13 protein-coding genes and 2 pseudogenes are annotated in these 19,272 nt (G+C 67.6%); 10 read left to right on the top strand and 5 right to left on the bottom strand.

The annotated features are described in order from the left end of the window. Nucleotides 1-25 precede the first annotated feature (25 nt). A complete protein-coding gene (locus tag WS66_RS33285) occupies nucleotides 26-967 on the top strand; it encodes a hypothetical protein (RefSeq protein ID WP_059606067.1) in 942 nt (313 codons plus the stop codon). Nucleotides 968-993: 26 nt separating this feature from the next. Beyond that, nucleotides 994-2,436 (top strand): alginate export family protein, encoded by a 1,443-nt coding sequence (locus tag WS66_RS33290; protein WP_059606315.1) that lies wholly within the window; start codon nucleotides 994-996, stop codon nucleotides 2,434-2,436. 18 nt (nucleotides 2,437-2,454) lie between these two features. On the opposite strand, the gene WS66_RS33295 is transcribed toward WS66_RS33290, so the two are convergent. Further along, entirely contained in the window at nucleotides 2,455-3,360 is a 906-nt protein-coding gene (locus WS66_RS33295) for a LysR family transcriptional regulator (RefSeq protein WP_059606070.1), read from the bottom strand. Nucleotides 3,361-3,485: 125 nt separating this feature from the next. On the opposite strand from WS66_RS33295, the gene WS66_RS33300 reads away from it, so the two are divergent. Next, nucleotides 3,486-4,136, top strand: a complete 651-nt coding sequence (locus WS66_RS33300; RefSeq protein WP_059606319.1) for a DsbA family oxidoreductase — start codon at nucleotides 3,486-3,488, stop codon at nucleotides 4,134-4,136. Nucleotides 4,137-4,335: 199 nt separating this feature from the next. After that, entirely contained in the window at nucleotides 4,336-5,277 is a 942-nt protein-coding gene (locus WS66_RS33305; protein ID WP_108064800.1) for an MBL fold metallo-hydrolase, read from the top strand. A 39-nt stretch (nucleotides 5,278-5,316) separates the two neighbouring features. Here WS66_RS33305 and WS66_RS33310 read toward each other — a convergent pair whose 3' ends face one another. After that, entirely contained in the window at nucleotides 5,317-6,225 is a 909-nt protein-coding gene (locus tag WS66_RS33310; protein ID WP_059606077.1) for a helix-turn-helix domain-containing protein, read from the bottom strand. 398 nt (nucleotides 6,226-6,623) lie between these two features. On the opposite strand from WS66_RS33310, the gene WS66_RS33320 reads away from it, so the two are divergent. The 3 genes from WS66_RS33320 to WS66_RS33330 all read left to right on the top strand — a co-directional run bounded on the left by WS66_RS33320 (nucleotide 6,624) and on the right by WS66_RS33330 (nucleotide 12,343). Continuing rightward, nucleotides 6,624-9,521, top strand: coding sequence for an ATP-binding protein (locus tag WS66_RS33320; RefSeq protein WP_059606322.1), 2,898 nt, complete (start codon nucleotides 6,624-6,626; stop codon nucleotides 9,519-9,521). A gap of 164 nt (nucleotides 9,522-9,685) precedes the next feature. After that, a complete protein-coding gene (locus WS66_RS33325; RefSeq protein ID WP_059606325.1) occupies nucleotides 9,686-11,575 on the top strand; it encodes an amidohydrolase in 1,890 nt (629 codons plus the stop codon). A 96-nt stretch (nucleotides 11,576-11,671) separates the two neighbouring features. Beyond that, nucleotides 11,672-12,343, top strand: coding sequence for a hypothetical protein (locus WS66_RS33330; protein ID WP_059606081.1), 672 nt, complete (start codon nucleotides 11,672-11,674; stop codon nucleotides 12,341-12,343). A 243-nt stretch (nucleotides 12,344-12,586) separates the two neighbouring features. Here WS66_RS33330 and WS66_RS34955 read toward each other — a convergent pair. Further along, nucleotides 12,587-12,805 (bottom strand): annotated as a pseudogene (locus WS66_RS34955) (hypothetical protein); the annotation flags it as partial. A 534-nt stretch (nucleotides 12,806-13,339) separates the two neighbouring features. Here WS66_RS34955 and WS66_RS33340 point away from each other — a divergent pair. Then, entirely contained in the window at nucleotides 13,340-14,497 is a 1,158-nt protein-coding gene (locus WS66_RS33340) for a porin (protein WP_335672065.1), read from the top strand. 154 nt (nucleotides 14,498-14,651) lie between these two features. After that, the gene (locus WS66_RS33345) at nucleotides 14,652-15,446 is read left to right on the top strand and encodes an SDR family NAD(P)-dependent oxidoreductase (RefSeq protein WP_059606328.1); all 795 of its coding nucleotides are present in this window, start codon (nucleotides 14,652-14,654) and stop codon (nucleotides 15,444-15,446) included. 33 nt (nucleotides 15,447-15,479) lie between these two features. On the opposite strand, the pseudogene WS66_RS33350 reads toward WS66_RS33345, so the two are convergent. Both WS66_RS33350 and WS66_RS33355 read right to left on the bottom strand, forming a co-directional pair. Then, nucleotides 15,480-16,621 (bottom strand): annotated as a pseudogene (locus tag WS66_RS33350) (FAD binding domain-containing protein). Between the two features lie 38 nt (nucleotides 16,622-16,659). Then, complete coding sequence (locus WS66_RS33355; RefSeq protein ID WP_059606088.1) at nucleotides 16,660-17,535, bottom strand: alpha/beta fold hydrolase; 876 nt, start codon at nucleotides 17,533-17,535, stop codon at nucleotides 16,660-16,662. A gap of 247 nt (nucleotides 17,536-17,782) precedes the next feature. Between WS66_RS33355 and WS66_RS33360 the strand changes: the two genes are divergently transcribed. Next, nucleotides 17,783-19,270: an FAD-linked oxidase C-terminal domain-containing protein gene (locus tag WS66_RS33360; protein WP_082729033.1), complete on the top strand. Its 1,488-nt coding sequence runs from the start codon at nucleotides 17,783-17,785 to the stop codon at nucleotides 19,268-19,270. Nucleotides 19,271-19,272 lie beyond the last annotated feature (2 nt).

A 19,272-nucleotide genomic window follows, 5' to 3' on the forward strand; every position in this document is an offset into this window, starting at 1 on the left:
CTTACCACTTTCAAGGAGAATTTCGATGATTGCACTGAAGTTGCGACAGCTATTGCGGATGACGGCCGCATCGACGGCCGTGCTCGGCGCATTGCTGGCGACCGCGCCGGCCCATGCGGACGAGACGCGTCTGCTCGAGACCTCGTCCGCGAAGGTGCCGGCCGTCTCGGTCGGCCCGCAATACGACACGACGCACGTGTGCGTCGCGCCGGAAGACTTCGACCGCTTCACCGACAGCTTCGTCGCCACGTTCGGCGGCAAGAAGTCGCAGCAGGGCGTATTCCAGGTCACGCCGACGCCGAGCCAGACGATGTCGCAGCTCGTGTTCACGCCGTCCGGCACGATCTCGGTGTTCGGCTTCAAGACGCCGATCCCATACCCGTTCTGCGAGGAGCGCACCGGCTACCTCGTCACCGATATGGACGTCGCGATGAAGTCGGCGCGCGCGCATGGCGCGGACGTGGTCGTCGACACGTTCCCCGATCCGATCGGCCGCGACGCGATCATTCGCTGGCCGGGCGGCGTGAACATGCAGCTGTACTGGCACACCCAGGCGCCGCACTACGATCCGCTGCAGACCGTGCCGGAAAATCGCGTGTACGTGTCGCCGGAAAGCGCGAGCAAGCTGGTGCACGACTTCGTCGCGTTCTCGCGCGGCAAGGTCGTGTCCGACGTGCGCAAGGCGCCGGGCATCGAGATCGGCCGGCCGAACGACACGTACCGCCGCATCCGCATCGAGTCGGGCTTCGGCAAGATGACCGTGCTCGCCACCGACGGCCATCTGCCTTATCCGTTCGGGCGCGAGATGACCGGCTACGAAGTGGCGGACCTTGCCGCCACGCTGGAGAAGGCCAAGGCCGCTGGCGTGACCGTTCTGGTACCGACCTTCACGTCGGACGGGCGCGATGCGGCGCTCGTGCAGTTCCCGGGCGGCTATGTCGCCGAGATTCACGCGCGGTCGAAATGATGGACCGGCAGTCGATGAGGCGGTCGATGAAGCGGGCGTGGCGTGGCGCGTTGCCGGCCGCCATACTGGTGGGCGGCGTCGCGACGCACGCCGGGACGGCCGCTGGCGCCGAGGAAACCGCGGCGCCGGCATCGACCGCCGCCGCGACGTGCACCGCGACGCGTCCTGTGGTGCTGTTCAACCGATGGCAGGAAGACTGGTCGGTGCTCGCGAATCCATGCGTGCCGCGCAAGCCGCTCGACGGGCTGAAGTACATCCCGCTCGGCGCCGACCCGTCGACCTACCTGTCGCTCGGCGCGAACCTGCGCGAGCGCTTCGAGCTGAACAACGCGCCGCTGTTCGGGCTCGGCGCCGCCCACGACGACAACTACGTGATCCAGCGCGCGACGGTGCACGCGGATCTGCGCTATGCCGGACATTTCCAGGCGTTCGTCCAGTTCGTCGATGCGCGGCCGTTCGGCAAGGATACGGTCGGCCCGGTCGACAAGGATCAGCTCGACATCGAGCAGGCGTTCGTCGCGTATGTCGACCAGTTGGGCGGCGGCACGTTCAAGGCGCGCATCGGCCGGCAGGAGATGGCGTTCGACTTGCAACGGTTCGTGTCGGTGCGCGACGGCCCGAACGTGCGCCAGGCGTTCGATGCGCTGTGGGCCGATTACGAAATCGGCAAGTGGCGGCTGATCGGCTATGTGACGCGTCCTGTGCAGTATCGCAACGACGCGGTATTCGACGACGTGTCGAACCGGCACCTCAGATTCGACGGCGTGCGCGTCGAGCGCAACGATGTGGGACCCGGTGACCTGTCGGGCTACTGGTCGCGCTATACGCGCGACAACGCGCGCTATCTGGGCGGGGCCGGCACCGAGCGGCGCGACGTGTTCGACATGCGCTACGCGGGCAAGTCTTCCGGGTTCGACTGGGACGCCGAGGCGATGCTGCAGACCGGGCACATCGGGCAGGACACGATCGGTGCGTGGGCGTTCGGCGCGCTGGGCGGCTACACGTTCGCGAAGACGCCGGGCACGCCGCGCATCGGCATCCAGGTCGACGGCGCGTCGGGCGACAAGCATCCCGGCGACGGACGCATGGGCACCTTCAACCCGCTGTTCCCGAACGGCTCTTACTTCACGCTCGCCGGCTATACGGGCTACACCAACCTGATTCACGTGAAGCCGTCGCTGACGTTCAAGCCGGCCGGCAACGTGACGGTGCTGACCGCGGTCGGTTTCCAGTGGCGCGAGACGACGGCCGACGCGATCTACGGGCAAGGGATGCAGGCCGTGCCCGGCACGGCCGGCAAGGGCGGCGCGTGGACGGGCATGTACGCGCAGGCCCGCGTGGACTGGCTCGTCAATGCGAACACGGCGCTGGCGGTCGAGGCGGTGCACTTCCAGCTCGCCGATTCGATTCGCGCGTTGGGCGCGCGCAATGCCGACTATGTCGGCGTGGAGGCGAAGTTCGGCTGGTGACGCGACGTGCCGCGCGGCTCAGTGCTGCGCGCCGGCGAGCGTCTCGACGAAATCGATGAACGCCGTGACGCGCTTCGAGCCGCGCTGATTCGGCAGGTACAGCGCGGTGACGACCGAGCGCGCCGCATCGGGCATGACGTCGTACTGTTCGAAGAGCCTGCGCAAGCGGCCCGACTGGACGTCGGCATCGACCAGCCAGTCGGGCAGCAGTGCGATGCCGGCGCCGTCGAGCACGGCATCGCGCAACACTTCGCTGTGGTTCGATTTCAGGCGCCCGGTGACGAGCACTTTCGTCGTGCCGTGCGCATCCGCAAACGTCCACGCCTGCTGGTCGCCGCCGAAATGAAAGCGCAGGCAGCCGTGATCGACCAGCTCGCCCGGCGCCGATGGCGTGCCGTGTGCATCGAGGTAGTCGTGGCTCGCGACGACATAGCGCTGGAACGTGCCGAGCTGTCGCGCGACGACCTCCGCGGACGGGGCCGCTTCGCCGAGCCGGATCGCGACGTCGATCCGGCCGGTGACGAGATCGACGCGTTCGTCGGTGAGCTGCAGGTCGAGATCGAGCTTCGGATAGCGCGCGAGGAAGGCCGCGACGTGCGGCGCGATGCGGCGCATGCCGTACGCGACCGGCACCGACACGCGCAGCGGCCCGGACGGCTCGTCGCCGCGATCGGCGACCAGTGCGTCGGCTTCCGCGAGTTCCTCGAGCAGCCGCTTCGCGCGTGCGTAGTACACGGAGCCGGCATCGGACAGCGTGACCTGTCGCGTCGTGCGGTTCAGCAGCACGGTGCCGAGCGACGCCTCGAGCGCATCCACCGCGCGCACCACCGACGAGGCCGCGAGTTCGAGACGTCGTCCCGCGCTCGAGAAGCCGCCGGCTTCCGCTACTTCCACGAACGCGCGCAGCGCGGAGAACTTGTCCATGTCGTCGCCCTTGTAACTTCGTGCCTTTGTGCGTATCGCAACGATGCGTTGCGTGCCGTTCGCATTCTATCGCCGGCCCGCAAGCGCTATCTTCAGGACTGGCAATGTACAGGAAGGAGCGTGCGATGAAACCCCTCGAAGTAACGGTGACCTACGATCTCATCTGCCCGTGGTGCTGGATCGCGGAGCACAGGCTCGCGGAAGCGATCGACGAAGCAGGCCTGGCCGGCAACGTGAGCGTCCGGTTCGTGCCGTTCGAACTGAACCCGACGATGCCGGCCGGCGGCATCGACCGCAAGGCGTACCGGAGCGCGAAGTTCGGCAGCTGGGCGCGCTCGCAGGCACTCGACGCGCACGTGGCCGAAGCCGGCCGCGCGGCGGGCCTCGTGTTCGATCATGCGCGGATCGCGCGCACGCCGAACACGCGGCTTGCACACCGGCTCGTCTGGTTCGCCCAGCAACGCGGCAGCGCCGTCGCGCTCGTCGATGCGCTGTTCGCCGCGTATTTCCGCGACGGCCGCGATATCGGCGACGCGGACGTGCTGGTCGAGATTGCGACGGGCGCCGGTTTGCCGGACGACACGGTGCGTGCGTTCCTCGCGTCCGGCGAAGGGCTCGACGCGGTGGTCGCGCTCGAAGCGGAGGCGGTGCGTGAAGGCGTCGCTTCGGTGCCGTCGACGCGCATCGGCCTGTCGGTCGTCAGTGGCGCGCAGCCGGCTGCCGTCTTTCGCGATGCATTGATTGACGCGCAGCGCGCGCTCGACCAGATCGCCTGAATCCGGGCCAGTGCCGCCGAGGCACGGCTTTCAGAACGATTCATGTCCCGCTCAGGATTATTGCGAACCGGGCCGGTAAGCTCGGTGTCGTGCGCACGTCGCCGGCCGGGCCGGCAAGCCGGCGCGCAATGTCGCAACGTCGATATGCAACCGGGAAACGGACATGAAGAACCTGAATTGGCGCACGCGCGCGGGCGGCATGCTGCTCGTCGCGTGGTGCTTCGGCATCCTCGCATCGGTCGCGTTCGCCGCAGAGCCGGGCGGCGGCGACCAGGCCCCCGGCTTCTATCGGCAGAAGCTCGGCGATCTGCAGATCGTCGCGCTGTCTGACGGCACGCATCCATTTCCGATCGATACGGTCTTCCGCGATGTGTCGAAGGCCGAAATCCGGCGCGATCTCGATCGCGCGTTTCTCGAACCGCCGGTACAAGGGTCGATCAATGCGTTCCTGGTCGATACGGGCACGAAGCGGATTCTCGTCGATACCGGCGCCGGCGTGCTGTACGGCGACTGCTGCGGCAAGCTGCTCGCCAACTTGCGTGCGGCAGGCTATGCGCCCGAGCAGATCGACGAAGTGTTGCTCACGCACCTGCACAAGGATCACGTCGGCGGCATCGTGTCGAACGGCAGGATGACCTTTCCGAATGCGGTCGTCCGCGTGAACGAGGTCGAGGCGAATTATTGGCTCGATCCGGACAACAAGGCACAGGCGCCGGCGTTCCTCGCGTCGTTTTTCGATGCGGCGGCCGCGTCGGTCGCGCCGTACGTCGCGGCCGGGCGCTTCAAGACGTTTCGCGGCGAAGCGACGCTCGCCCCCGGCATTCGCGCGGTGCCGATGCCTGGTCATACGCCGGGCCATACGGCCTATCTGATCGAGAGCGGCAACGCCGGGCTGCTCGCGTGGGGCGACATCGTGCACGTCGCGGCGATCCAGTTGCAGGATCCGGACGCGACCGTCCAGTACGACAGCGATGCCGACACGGCGCGCCGCACCCGGCGCGATACGCTGAAGCGCGTCGCGGACAAGCGGTATCTGGTCGGTGCCGCGCACATCGCGTTTCCCGGGCTCGGGCATTTGCGCAGGGACGGGGAGCAGTACGACTGGGTGCCGGTCAACTACGACACGACACCGCTTCGATGACGCGAAGGCGCGCGGCAGCAGTGGCCGCGCGTGACGGAATCAGCGCGACAGTTCGCGCCGCCATGCGCCGGGCGGATGGCCGACGATCCGCGCGAACACGCGGTTCAGGTGGCTCTGGTCCGAGAAGCCGCAGGCGACCGCGATTTCCGCGAGCGTCATGTCGGTCGTCTCGATCAGTTGCCGGGCGCGGATCACGCGCTGTTCGAGCAGCCATTGATGCGGCGTGCGTCCCGTCGTTCGCGAGAACGCACGGATGAAATAGCCGCGCGACAGGTCGCATTCGCTCGCGACCTCCTCGATCGACACGCCGAGATCCGCCTTTTCCATCAGCAGCTCCTTGGCGAGCGCGGCTTTGGCCGGCGACAGTACGCCCTTGCGCTGCAGGTCGCGCGCGCGCGTATTGCCGTAGCGGCATGCCAGATGCGTGCCGATCGCGAGGCCCATCTGCTCGACGAACAGCGTATTCAGCGCGCCGGGCGCGTCGAGGCTCTCGGCGACGGCGTGCGCGAGATGGCCCAGCACCGCGTCCTGCACGTCGGGCGCGCAGGTCAGCCCGCCGATTTCCGTGCCGTCGTGCTCGCGGCCGAGGCGGTCGAGGTAGCTGTGCGACAGCTCGACGAGCACGAAGTCGAACTTGCCGTACAGGTCGGCGCGGAAATTCCGGGAAAAGTCGCGAATGTAGATCGAGTTGTGCTGAAACCGCCGCTCGGATTTGCCGGCCCCGCCGTAGATCGTGCGCCGGTGCCCGCCATTGAGCGACACGCCGATCAGGAAACCGCGATCGCTGGCCGCCATCTCGATGCGCTCGAATTGCTCGTCGCGCATGCATTTGCGATGGAGCTTCAGGCCGCCGACCGACCTTTCAATATCCTTGGACAGCAGGCTCGACAGACATCCGAGCGTGTCTTTCGGCGGCGCCGCGGGTGGCGCGACGAGGGGGACTTGCATGGCGGAACAATCCTTCGGTTGGGTACGGCGCGAGGGCATTTTTACGCGCAGTTTATACGGTGCGTCCGGCAGCCCCCAAGATAACTTGAATAAATGTCCGCTGGCTGACGAAATGCTTGCCGCGAACCGATCCGTGCCGCGCCGGCCCGGCAGGCGCGCGAAGGCGCTATTCCGGTCGATGTTGCCCCATTTGTATTTGCGCGACGCGGGTTCGGGGGCGTGCCCATGCGGAGGTCGCCAGTGCATTTTCCTTCAAGATTTTTATTTATACGGCGTTTACACTCGGCCCACTTTTTGAGATATCGCGCCCGGCCTGCAGGGCTGGCCGGGCGCGCACTCCCGCCCCGGTGAACTGCCGTGTTCACATGGCGGTCATCGTGGGGAACCTGGAGGCGGCCATGATCCAGATCGGGACGTTGTCGGTGGATTTCGAGCAGCGAGACATTCGCTGCCACGGCGCGTCGTTGCGTATCGGCGCACGCGCGCTTGACATACTGGAAGTACTGCATCGCGCCAACGGTTCCGTCGTGTCGAAGGACGACATCATGGATGCCGTCTGGCCGGGCCTGATCGTCGAGGAGAACCGGCTGCAGGTCCATGTCGCGACGTTGCGCAAGGCGCTGGGCGCGAACCGCGACCTGATCAAGACGGTGCCGGGCCGCGGTTACCTGCTGATCGCGAATCCCGCCGTCGCACACGAGGTGCCGCCGCGCGCGACCGCGTTGCCGCAGGACGCCGTCGTCGCTGCCCGTCCGGTTCCGCTGGTCGGACGTCAGGCCGAGATCGAGCAGATCGTCGCCATGATCGAACGCGCACCGGTCGTCACGCTGGTCGGTGCGGGCGGCATCGGCAAGACGAGCCTGGCCGACCGGGTCGCGCACGAATTGCGCAGCCGGTCCGGCGAGCGCGTCCTGTTCGTGGCGCTGGCGAGTGCCGCGACGCGCGACGACGTGCTGCTCGCGATTGCCGCGGAACTGGGACTCGAGACGGACGGCTTGCCGGGCATCGACCGGATCGGCGATGCGTTCGCCGCGTCGCCAGGCCTGCTTGTGCTCGACAACGCGGAGCACGTCGTCGATCTGGTTGCCGACCTCGTCGATACGCTGACGTCGCGCGCCACATCGCTGCGTGTGCTCGTGACGAGTCGCGAACCGCTTCATATCTCGGTCGAAGCCGTGTTTCGCGTGAGTCCGCTGGCGGTGCCGGACGGCGGTGCATCCGTCGACGAGATCGAGCGCTATTCGGCCGTCGAGCTGTTCCTGGCGCGGATCCGTGCCGCCACGCCCGATTGCGCGGTCGATCCGGCCGGCATCCGGCTGATCGGCGATATCTGCCGGCGTCTCGACGGGCTGCCGCTTGCCATCGAGCTGGCTGCCGCGCGCGTCGCGACGCTCGGGCTCGAGATCGTCGCGTCCCGTCTCGACGACAGGCTGAACCTGCTGACGGGCGGGCTGCGCTCGGCGCTGCCGCGCCACCAGACGTTGCGGGCGACGTTCGACTGGAGCTATGTGCTGCTGGATGCGGCCACGCGGTCGCTGTTTCGCCGGATGGCGTGCTTCATCGGCCCGTTTACGTTCGATGCCGCCCGCGAGGTTGCGATGGAGCCCGGCATGTCGGCCGCCGAGATGATCGCGGTGCTCGGCGAACTGGTCGCGAAGTCGCTGGTGACCGTCGAGTTCGACGGCGCGCAGGCGCGCTACCGGTTGACGGAATCGACGCGCGCGTATGCGCTCGAAAAGCTGCACAACGAGGGCGAATTCGACGCCATCGCCGAGCGTCATGCGCGCTACGAGCGCGAGCAGGCGGAAGCACGGATGCAGACGCAGGCACAAGCCGCGGACGTCGCGAGCCTGCGTCCGGCCGCCGGTGCGCCGGCACCGCGCGAACCTGTGGCGGCCGAGCCGCAGGCGCTGGAGCTGGAGGCGGACGCGTTGGCGCTCGCGTTGCTGGCGCCGGCGCGGATGCGCGAATGTTCGATACCGGCGCGGCGAGCGCTCGACGCGATCGAGGCCGGGGGGGCCGCGTCCGTCGACGCGACGCGCGAGATGCGCTTGCGCGCGGCCTATGCGGCGGCGCTGCTGCATACCGATGGCGATACGCATACGGCCGCCGCGATGTGGGACCGGACGCTCGCGCTCGCGGGCCGGATCGGCGACGAGGCATTCGACGCGCGTGCGCTGGTCGGGCTGTGGAACACGATGCTGACGCGCTCCGACATCCACGAATCGTTGCGCTACGCGACGCGCTTCGAGCGCGCCGCCGAGCGGCGGGGCGACCGGTCGCAGCGGCTGCTGGCGAACGCGATGGTCGCGACCTCGCTGCATTACTTCGGCGAGCACGCGCAGGCGCGCGAGCGGCTGGAGGCGGCGACGGACGAGCTGGCCGAGGTCGGCGAACCGTCGTGCGCGGAGGCAGCGCTGGGGATAGACGTCGCGACGCTCGGCCGGACGATGCTGACGCGGCTCGTGTGGATGCAGGGCGATCCGGAATATGCGATGCGACTGGCGGCGCAGGCGGTCGAATGCGCGCGCCGCGCCGGGGCGGGGCTGGCGTTGTGCGTCGTGCTCGGCGCCGCGGCCGTGCCGATTGCATTGCACTATGGCGATCACGACGTGATTTCCGACTATCTCGGCACGCTGCGATCGACCGCCGAGGCGAACGGATTCGACATCTGGCTCAGTCACGCGGAATGTCTGGCCGGGCAGTTCGACATGCAGACCGGGCACCCCGGTGCCGGTCTCGCGCGGCTCGAGCCTGCGCTGCGGCGCATCGAAACGAGCGGATTCCGGCGCGTGCTCGCACCGCTGACCGTCGCGTACGCGGAAGGACTGACGCGCACCGGCCGCGCGGCCGAGGCATGCACGAAGCTCGACGCGACGCTCGCGCGCTGCCGCGCGCACGGCGAGCATCTGTTCGTGCCCGAACTGTTGCGCGCCCGGGGGCTCGCGATGCTCGAACAGGCCCGCACGGCCGATGCGGACCTCGCGATCGCCTGCGAAGCCGACGGGCACCGTCATCTGCTGATGGGGATCCATACCGCGAACGGGCAAGGGGCAGCCATGTGGGCGCTGCGCGGCATGCTGGATCTCGCCGATCACCTGATCGAGCGTGGGCGTACCGCGCAGGCTTCGTCGCTGGTGGCCAATCTGCCAGGGCATTTCGATCCGCAATCGCGCGCGTTCGATGTTCGCCGGCTGGCACGCGTGCAGAACTTCGTTCGCCCGGAGACGACGCCGTCGACGGCCCGTACGCGCATGCGGCACGAGGCGGCGGATGCGATGCAGCAGGTGGCGTAACGGCGCGCCGGGCCCGTGCAAGACGCCGCCGCGCCATCGCGCCGTGGCCTGCCGGTCCGATCGTTCAATGTTCAAGGGGGAGTGGATGGTCCGTGTATCGTCAATCCGGGCGCATGCCGCGTGCGGCCGTATGCCGGCTTTGGGCGCAAGCAGGAGGCCGGACGGTGCTTAAGGCGACGGAACCCGCGGAATCGGCGGACCTCATCGTATACAACGGCAAGATCGCGACGCAGGACGACCGGCAGTCGTTCGTGACCGCGCTCGCGGTGAAGGACGGCCGGATCCTCGCGGCCGGCAGCGGGCCCGACGTGATGTGCCACGCGCGCGCCGACACGCTTCGCATCGACCTGAACGGCCGCACCGTGATCCCGGGGCTGAACGATTCGCACCTGCACGTGATTCGCGGCGGCCTCAATTTCAACCTGGAACTGCGCTGGGACGGTGTGCCGACGCTGGCCGATGCGCTCGCCATGCTGCGCCGCCAGGTGCTGCGCACGCCCGCGCCGCAGTGGGTGCGCGTCGTCGGCGGCTGGACCGAATTCCAGTTCGCGGAAAAGCGCGGGCCGACGGTGGCCGAGCTCAATGCGATCGCGCCCGACACGCCGGTCTTCATCATGCACCTGGGCGACAGCGCGCTTCTGAACGCGGCCGCGCTGCGCGCGATCGGCTATGGCCGCGACACGTCCGATCCGCCCGGCGGCGAAATCCAGCGCGATCGTCTCGGCAGGCCGACCGGCATGCTGATCGCGCGACCGGACATGGCCGTCCTGCACACCGCGCTCGAGAAGGGCCCGAAGCTCGGTCACGACGACCAGATGAATTCGATGCGGCAGTTCATGCGCGAACTGAACCGCCTCGGCGTGACGAGCGCGATCGACGCCGGCGGCGATTTCCAGGCCTTTCCGGACGACTACGGCGCGATCCTGGCGCTCGCAAAGCGAGGCGAACTGACGGTGCGCATCGCATACAGCCTGTTCGTGCAGCATCCCGGACGGGAACTCGACGACTACGCGCGCTGGGTGACGCTGGCGAAGCCCGGCGACGGCGACGCGTTCCTGCGGATGAACGGCGCGGGCGAACTGCTGGTGTACTCCGCGGCCGACTTCGGGAATTTTCTCGAACCGCGCCCCGATCTGCCCGACGTGCTCGAGGCCGAACTGGCCTCGGTGGTGCGGCTGCTGGTGCGGCATCGCTGGCCGTTCCGGCTGCACGCGACCTACGACGAATCGATCGGCCGCTTCCTGAACGTGCTCGAAGCCGTGAACCGCGACATGCCGTTCGACGGGCTGCGCTGGTTCTTCGATCACTGCGAGACGATTTCGGATGCGAACATCGCGCGCATCGCCGCGCTCGGCGGCGGCGTGACGGTCCAGCACCGGATGGCGTTCCAGGGCGAGTACTTCATTGCGCGCTACGGAGCGGAAGCGGCCACCCGCACGCCGCCGATCCGCGCGATGCTGGCGGCCGGGCTGCCGGTCGGCGCGGGCACCGATGCGACGCGCATCGCGAGCTACAACCCGTTCGTGTCGCTGTACTGGATGGTGTCCGGGCGCACCGTCGGCGGCACGGCGCTCTATCCCGAACGCAACCGGCTCAGCCGGATGGAAGCGCTGCGCCGCTACACGGTCGGCAGTGCGTGGTTCTCGAACGAGGACGATCGCAAGGGCGCGTTGGTGCCCGGCCAGTATGCGGATTTCGCGGTGCTGACGGACGACTACTTCACGATCGACGAACCGCGGATCAAGTCGCTGTCGTCGGTGCTGACGGTCGTCGACGGCAAGGTCGTGCATGCGGACGACGAGTTCGCGCCGCTCGCGCCGCCGCCGCTGCCGGTCAGCCCCGCGTGGTCGCCGGTGGCCGAATTCGGCGGCGCCGGCGGAATCGGCCAACGTCGTCCGGCCGCGTCGGCGCAGCCGCGCGCGGCGGCCGGCGACGGCCCGGACGCCGGTTTCGCGCGCGGTCGCGGGCGTCGTTTCGCGCAGCGCCTTCATGTGGCAGCGATGGAGGCTGTCGAGCAGTGCGAAGCATTCGGTCAACCCGGTCTCGCGTTTTAGGATGGCGTCGGTCAACGGGCAGGCCGGCTACCCTGGCACGTGTCGCGCGATGAATGGATGATTATTCGCCCCCGGCGCGGGGCAGAAGGAGACGAGATGAGTTCTGCGCACACCTGCGCACGGGCCGGTGACGAAGTCGCCGGCGTCCGCATTCCCCGGACGCCGATGGCGATCGACGCCGCCGAAGCGGCATGCGCGTCGCTACCGCAGGTGATCACCGATCACGCTTGCCGGGTGTTCGTCCTCGCGTCGCTGGCTGCGCGCCGGGCAGGCGAGACACTCGATGCGGATGCCCTGTACGTGGCCGCGATGTACGCGAACATGGGACTGAGCACCGCGTATGGCCGCTCGACCGAGCGCTACGAGCTCGACAGCGCCGATGCCGCGCAGGCGTTCCTGCTGCGCCATCAGACGTCGCAGCGCATGCGCGACGACGTGTGGCGCGCGATCGCACTGCATACGACGCCCGGCGTGGCCGCGCGCATGTCGCCGCTCGCGCGTGCGCTGGCGTCCGCCGTAGCGACCGACCTGATGGCAACCGACTTCGACGCGTATTCGGCCGACGAGCGGCGGGCGTTGCTCGCCGCGTATCCGCGCGGCGACGGGTTCGGCGACGCGTTTCTCGACGCGATCGCACGCGGAGTCGCACACCGGCCGGCGTCGACGTTCGGCACGTGGAGCGCGGATGTGCTCGAGCGCGCCGATCCGGATTTTCACCGGCCGAATTTCTGCGGACGCGTGCTGGGCGCGCGCTGGAAAGACGCCTGAAGGGATTGTTCCGGACGATCCGGCTGGCTTCGTCGGCCGTCGGGGCCGCCCGGCGATTGCCGCGCCGGGCTGCCGCCGGTGCGGGCTCAGGCGTTCCGGCTTGCCGCGTCGTGACGCGCGTAGTCGACGTATCCGGCGCGGTCGCAGCCATACCAGCCGACTCCAATAACGCAAAGCAGTTTCGACGAGTTCTGCGGATGCAACTGGTGAAGGAAACGAAGCAACTGGAGTTGCTCGGAGTAGCGCGACATGCGGGCGGAAGACGTTGACGATGGCAGTGGTATTGCCGGTCGCTTCGAATACCACATGATCGGTGGCACGCAGCTTTACCGCAAAGCGGTCCAGTTCATCGCGTCGTAACCCGGTGCGGCCGCTTGCTTGCAGGGTGCCATCCTCCAGGTATGCGGTCTCTGCAACGGAGCGCCCGTATAGACCAAACCCGGCACAATCCCATCGATCCATCCAGTCAGGAGACGCGATGTCGCGGGAAATCACGCGCCTGTCGCGTCGGGGTTCCATCGTCCGAGGAAATCCCGGACGGGTAAACACCGATTCGCGATCCGCGTCGGAGACATGTCCTGCCGGTTATAATTTATCAACCGATAAGTATCGAGGAGGAGGAATGTGAGACGTTTCCGTCTCGAAGCTATCGGGAACGTTCCTGTTCGTGATCACGGGTGAACCGGCGAGATGCCGGGAGTCTCGCGGGCGTCCATGGCATCGAAGTTCGGCTTCCATCGTCGACTGCCTTGATGCCGGCTGAGGCAGGCGGTCCAGTGACACGTCAGCAATACGAGGCGTTTGTCGCATAAGCGATATTTTTCGGACTACAGATAAATAGCCGAAGGCATCCGTTCGCTTTCGACTGAGTCTGGATCGGTCTGTCTAATTTTTCAGTCGAACAAGAGAGGGGATATGTCGATCGCGAGAACAGCATGGATAGTCGCGGCCGTTTTGCCGCTCGGATGGGCGTGTGGCGCGTCAGCGCAAAGCAGCGTGACGTTGTACGGGATCGTCAATCCGGACGTCGTATTCGTCAGCAACGCGCAGTCCGGCAGAGTGGCGGGGGCGCTTCGCGGCGACCGGCAGGTATCGCTTCAGGACGCCACGACGTCGGCCTACGTCGGCAGCAGATTCGGTATTCGCGGACGGGAAGACCTCGGTGCCGGAACCTTTGCGGTGTTCACGCTGGAGAACGGCTTCAGTGTCGCAAATGGTTCGCTCGGGCAGGGCGGCGCACTGTTCGGCCGCCAAGCGTTCGTCGGCGTGTCGAACGACCGGCTCGGCAGCGTCACGCTCGGCCGTCAGTATTCACCGGTGATCGACTATCTCGCGCCGCTCACGACGGTAACGCAGTGGGGCGGATTCATCACCGCGCATCCGGACGACATCGACGATCTGGGCCTGACGGTGCGGCAGAACAATGCGGTCAAGATCGCGACGCCCGTCTGGCACGGATTGTCGGCCGCCGCGATGTATGAGTTCGGCGGTGTCGCGGGTCACACGGGCCAGAATCGGGTCATTGCGGCCGGGGCGGGCTACGTGGGCGATCCGCTGCGGATCGGCGTCGGTTATCTCAACGCGTCCGCGCCGAACGTGTCGATGTGGGGCGGACAGCCGAACGGCGGCGGCAGCGCGGTGAACAATATCGGTTCGTTCGGGTCGGCAACGGCGCCGCAGCGCAACCCCGTGATGGCCGGTTACGCGTCGGCGAGCCGAGAGGAAACGATCGGCGTGGGCGCGAGCTATGTGCTCGGCAACGCGACAATTGGCGCGGCCTATACGAACACTCGCTTTGTCGGGCTGGGTTCGGACTCGGGGCCCAATCCGCGCGGTTATGCAGGCAGCGCGAGCTTCAATATGGTCGAACTCAACGGCAGCTATCGGATCGGCGCTGCCGTATCGCTCGGCGCGTCGTATTCGTACACGCTCGCACGCGGGCCGGACGCGATCGGCGCGCATTACAACCAGGTCAACGCCGGTGTGCACTATGCGCTGTCGAAACGTACGGACGTCTACATGATCGCGGTCTATCAGCGTGCGTCGGGCACGGATTCTCTCGGGCAGCCTGCGGTTGCATCGATCAACGGGATGACGCCGTCTGCTTCGCGCCAACAGTTCGTGGATGCCGTAGGGATGGCGCACCGCTTTTGATGCACGTGCCACCCGCGCCCACCGGTTCCTTCGCGACGTTTAAGAACATTTCAGGCGGGGTGCGGTGCCGGTGCGGCTAACATCGGATCGTACGCGCCGGCGAACAGTGTGCATGCTGCCGCCTCGCGATTTCGACACGAACGAGAGTCACATCATGCATATCGATCTTTCCGGCAAGCTCGCCGTCGTCAGCGGCTCGACGGCCGGCATCGGGCTCGCGATCGCGACGGGGCTGGCCGCGTCGGGGGCGAAGACGATCGTCAACGGCCGGACGCCGGCAAGCGTCGATGCGGCGCTCGCCACGATTCGCGCGAGCGTCGCGGATGCCCAGGTCGACGGCCACGTTGGCGATCTCGGTACGCGTGCGGCGTGCGATGCCCTCGTCACGACGTTTCCCGCGGCGGACATTCTGGTCAACAACGTCGGCTTCTATGCGCCGGGCACGATCTTCAGCACGGACGACGACGCATGGGAACGCTACTTCCTCGTCAACGTAATGTCCGGCGTGCGGCTTACGCGCGGTTATCTGAAGGGCATGATGGCGCGCGGCTGGGGGCGTGTGGTGTTCGTGTCGTCGGAGTCCGCGTTGAACGTTCCGCCGGACATGCTGGCCTACGGCTTCTCGAAGACCGCGCAGCTGAGTATCGCACGCGGCATCGCGAAGCAGGCGGCCGGCAGCGGCGTGACCGTGAACACGGTCCTGCCGGGGCCGACGCTGTCGGACGGCTTCCGCTCGATGGTCGAGGCGACGGCGGCGCGACAGGGCAAGTCGGTCGAGCAGTTCGGCATCGATTTCGTGCGCGCGCATCGGGGCAGTTCGATTCTCCGGCGGCCGATCACGCCGGAGGAGGTGGCGAATCTGGTCGTCTACGTGTGCTCTCCGCAGGCGTCGGCGACCACGGGCGCCGCGTTGCGGGTCGACGGCGGCGTGGTGGAGAGCATTGCGTGATCGAACGATGCGGCGCGCGCGGCCGGTGGCCGGTCACGCGCGCTCCATGATCCGGGTGCCGAGCGAGATGCCGAGGTCGGACAGCGATGCGTTGGTCGTGAGCTGAAGCCCTTCCCAGCGCAGCAGCGCGGCGTCGAACGCGGGACCGCGCGCGACGCCGCGCGCGCCTCCGCAAGACCGACCGCGTTCTCCGCCGCCTTCGCGACGCCGGCGGCCGTATGCGGTCGCACGAGGCAGGCCGCGTCGCCGAGCAGCACCGCGCGGCCGAACGCCATGCGCTCGACCGCGAGATCGAGGATCGCCTGCGCGAACGGCGCCTGGGTCGCGTCGACGAGCGCGGCGAGCGTCGGCGCAAGCATCCGCTGGCCGGCCTCCACGAGTTCGAGCCGGTTGTCGTCGCGCATCGCGCCGGGCGGCAGCGAGCTGTCGCGCTGTGTGCCGTCCTGCGCGAGAAACAGCGACGGCACGCGAGCCGCTGCGAGCCGCCGGTACCAGACCCAGTTCACGCGCCGCCTGCCCGGTTCGATCGCGCCGTCGCGGCCGGGCACCAGATACGTCAGGAACAGATGCGCGTCGCCTTGCTGGAACGTGAAGCGGTTGCGCAGCACCTGCAGCACCGTGTCGGGAAGCAGGTGCTCGTCGACGAGCCCGCGCCACGCGACATAGCCCGCATACGCGGGCCGTGCATCGGGCAGCAGCTGGGCGCGCACGGCCGAGCGGCCGCCGTCCGCGCCGACCAGCAGGTCGGCATGCTCGACGCGCCCGTCCGCGAAATGCGCGATCACGCGCGCGCCGTCCTGTTCGAACCGCTCGAACGATACGCCAGCGTGCACGACGCCGGCGGGCAGCGCGCGCTTCAGCGCGGTGTAGATCACGTTCCACGCGGTCTGCGTTTGCGGCATGTAAAGGCGCTGCACGATCCGGTCGTGCTCGTCGAGATAGATCCGGTCGACCGAATCGACGCCCGCATCGCGCGGCACCGGCACGCCGCCGAATGCGAACGCGCGCTCGATCGGCGGCTGCAGCACGATGCCGCCGCCGCGGCTGTCGAGGTCGTTGGGCGACTGTTCGAATACCTTGACGCGCCATCCGGCCGCGCGCAGCGCGGTCGCCGTGAAAAGGCCGCCCACCGATCCGCCGATGACGAGCGCCAACGGGCCTGAAACGTCGCTCATGATGCCTTCCCCCGATGAGTCGTGATGGGTGCGGCGATTCAGCCTTCCCAGTGCTTCAGGAAGTCGAGCAGCAGCGCATTCACGCGCTCCGGCTGTTCTTCCTGCGGCAGGTGCCCGCACTGCGCGATCGGTTCGGCACGCAGGTTCGTCGCCATGCCTTCCCACACGGATTTCATGTCGAACATCTTGCCGACCGCATAGAAATCCTCGCCCCAGATCGCCATGGTCGGGCACGCGATCCTGACGTCCGCGTCGACGAGATCCTGCTTCACGTCCTCCGCGTTCGCACGATAGTCGGCCAATGCGCCGCGCACCGCGCCCGGGCGCCGATACGCACGCACGTAGGTGTCGAATGCGTCACCGGAGATCGCATGCGGGTTGTAGCACCAGTCGGAGAAGAAGTGGCTGAGCCACTCGGCCTCCTTGCCGGCGATCAGCGCTTCGGGCAGGTCCGGCACCTGGTGGAACAGGAAGAACCAGTACGCGCGCGCCGTTTGCGCGGTCATGTTCTGCGCGACGATGCGTGTCGGCACGTTGTCCATCACGACGAGCCGGTCGACACGCTCGGGGAAGTCCTTCGAGAAACGCGTCGCGACGCGCGCGCCGCGATCGTGCCCGACGAGTGCGATGCGGCCGATGCCCAGTGTGTCGAGCAGCCCGGCGATGTCGCGCGCCATGTTGCGTTTGTCGTAACCGGCGGCCGGTTTGTCGGTTTCGCCGTAGCCGCGCAGATCGGGCGCGATCACGCGGTAGCGCTGCGCCAGCGCGGGGATCTGGAACCGCCACGCGAAGCTGGTTTCCGGGAAACCGTGCAGCAGGACGACGACGGGCCCGCTGCCGGCATCGACGTAGTGCTGACGAATGCCGTTTGCGGTGACGGTGTGATGGGTGATCGAAGGCGTGACGGTGGTCATGTTGGGGGCCCTGTTCGGTTTGACCTGCGCGCAGCGGGGGCATGCGTAAATGCCTTTCGAGGATAGGTGAAGCGCCCGGCGCGACGGATAAATTGTTCTGAATTTGTCTTGTGCTGCCGCGCGCACGGCCGATATCGATCGCTTCACGACGACTTCACAACGATTAAGTTGTCGCCGGGTTGCCGGCGACCTCTAATCCACGTGTGAATCGCGCCGCATGCGGCGTACAAGGAGCCCGAGCGTGAAAATGCCAGATGTCGATTCGACTGTCGTCGAGCGGCGCGCGACGATCGCCCGCGATCTGCGTGCGATCGTCGGGGACGAATGGGTGCTCGACAGCGAGGCGGAGCGGCGCCCGTACGAGTGCGACGGCCTGACCGCATACAGCGCATTGCCGCTGCTGGTCGTGCTGCCCGAAACGACTGCACAGGTGAGCCGCGTGCTCGCCTATTGCCATGCGTTGCACGTCAAGGTCGTGCCGCGCGGATCGGGTACGTCGCTGTCAGGCGGCGCGCTGCCGCTCGAGGATGCCGTCCTGCTCGGCACGGCCCGGATGAACGGGATCCTGGAAGTCGACGCGGCGAATCGCGTGGCGCGCGTGCAGCCGGGCGTGCAGAACGTCCGGGTGACCGAGGCCGTGCGTTCGCTCGGGCTTTGCTACATGCCGGACCCATCGAGCCAGGCGATTTCGACGATCGGCGGCAATGTGGCCGAGAATTCGGGCGGCGTGCATTGCCTGAAATACGGCGTCACGTCGAATCACGTCACCGGGATGGAAATCGTGCTGATGACGGGCGAGGTGCTCACGCTGGGCGGCGCGTTCGTCGGCGGTGCCGACGGCGAGTTAGATCTGTGCGGCGCGCTGATCGGCTCCGAAGGCCTGCTCGCGGTCGTGACCGAGATCGTGGTGCGCCTGACGCCGGAGCCGCCGCTGGCGCGCGTGCTGTCGCTCGGTTTTGCCGACGTCGAGCCGGCGAGCCGCTGCGTCGGCGCGATCATCGCTCACGGGATCGTGCCGGCCGGGCTCGAATTCGTCGATCGCAAGGTGATCGGCGCGGTCGCGTCGCTGCTCGGCGAGCTGCCGCCGCCGGGCGTCGAGGCATTGCTGCTGTGCGAACTGGACGGCACCGAAAGCGAAGTGAACGCGCTGGCCGCGGAGGTCGAGCGCATCGCGCGCGACGCCGGTGTCGTGGACCTGCGGATCAGCCGCACCGAGGCCGAGCGCGAGCAGCTGTGGCGTGCGCGCAAGCTCGCCTTCGGCGCGATGGGCAAGGTGGCGCGCGATATCTACGTGACCGACGGCACGATTCCCCGCGGCCAGCTCGCCGAAATCCTGAGCCGCATCGACAGCCTGTCGAAGCAGCACGGTCTCGACTACGCGAACTGCTTTCATGCCGGCGATGGCAACTTGCACCCGATGGTGCTGTTCGATTCGGCGAAACCCGGTGACCTCGAGAAAGCCGAGGCATTCGGCGTCGACATCCTGCGCGCTTGCGTCGATCTCGGCGGGGTGCTGAGCGGTGAGCACGGCATTGGCGTCGAGAAGCGCGACCTGATGCCTTACCAGTTCCAGCCAAACGACCTCGAGCAGCAGCAGCGGCTCAAGTGTGCGTTCGATCCCGACGAGTTGCTCAATCCGGGCAAGGTGTTTCCGACGCCGTGCCGTTGCGTCGAACTCGGCCGTCTGCGGATGCGCGACGGCAATATGCGGTTCGCCGATGTTCCCCGCTTCTAGGA

The organism is Burkholderia sp. LA-2-3-30-S1-D2 (assembly GCF_001523915.2).
Classification (GTDB): Bacteria; Pseudomonadota; Gammaproteobacteria; order Burkholderiales; family Burkholderiaceae; genus Burkholderia; species Burkholderia diffusa.

Bases quoted from the DNA above. Each gene is read 5' to 3' on its own strand.
- WS66_RS33320 (WP_059606322.1), top strand. From the start codon at position 6,624: ATGATCCAGATCGGGACGTTGTCGGTGGATTTCGAGCAGCGAGACATT.
- WS66_RS33330 (WP_059606081.1), top strand. From the start codon at position 11,672: ATGAGTTCTGCGCACACCTGCGCACGGGCCGGTGACGAAGTCGCCGGC.
- WS66_RS33290 (WP_059606315.1), top strand. From the start codon at position 994: ATGAAGCGGGCGTGGCGTGGCGCGTTGCCGGCCGCCATACTGGTGGGC.
- WS66_RS33305 (WP_108064800.1), top strand. From the start codon at position 4,336: ATGCTGCTCGTCGCGTGGTGCTTCGGCATCCTCGCATCGGTCGCGTTC.
- WS66_RS33360 (WP_082729033.1), top strand. From the start codon at position 17,783: ATGCCAGATGTCGATTCGACTGTCGTCGAGCGGCGCGCGACGATCGCC.
- WS66_RS33285 (WP_059606067.1), top strand. From the start codon at position 26: ATGATTGCACTGAAGTTGCGACAGCTATTGCGGATGACGGCCGCATCG.
- WS66_RS33295 (WP_059606070.1), bottom strand. From the start codon at position 3,360: ATGGACAAGTTCTCCGCGCTGCGCGCGTTCGTGGAAGTAGCGGAAGCC.
- WS66_RS33355 (WP_059606088.1), bottom strand. From the start codon at position 17,535: ATGACCACCGTCACGCCTTCGATCACCCATCACACCGTCACCGCAAAC.
- WS66_RS33300 (WP_059606319.1), top strand. From the start codon at position 3,486: ATGAAACCCCTCGAAGTAACGGTGACCTACGATCTCATCTGCCCGTGG.
- WS66_RS33310 (WP_059606077.1), bottom strand. From the start codon at position 6,225: ATGCAAGTCCCCCTCGTCGCGCCACCCGCGGCGCCGCCGAAAGACACG.
- WS66_RS33345 (WP_059606328.1), top strand. From the start codon at position 14,652: ATGCATATCGATCTTTCCGGCAAGCTCGCCGTCGTCAGCGGCTCGACG.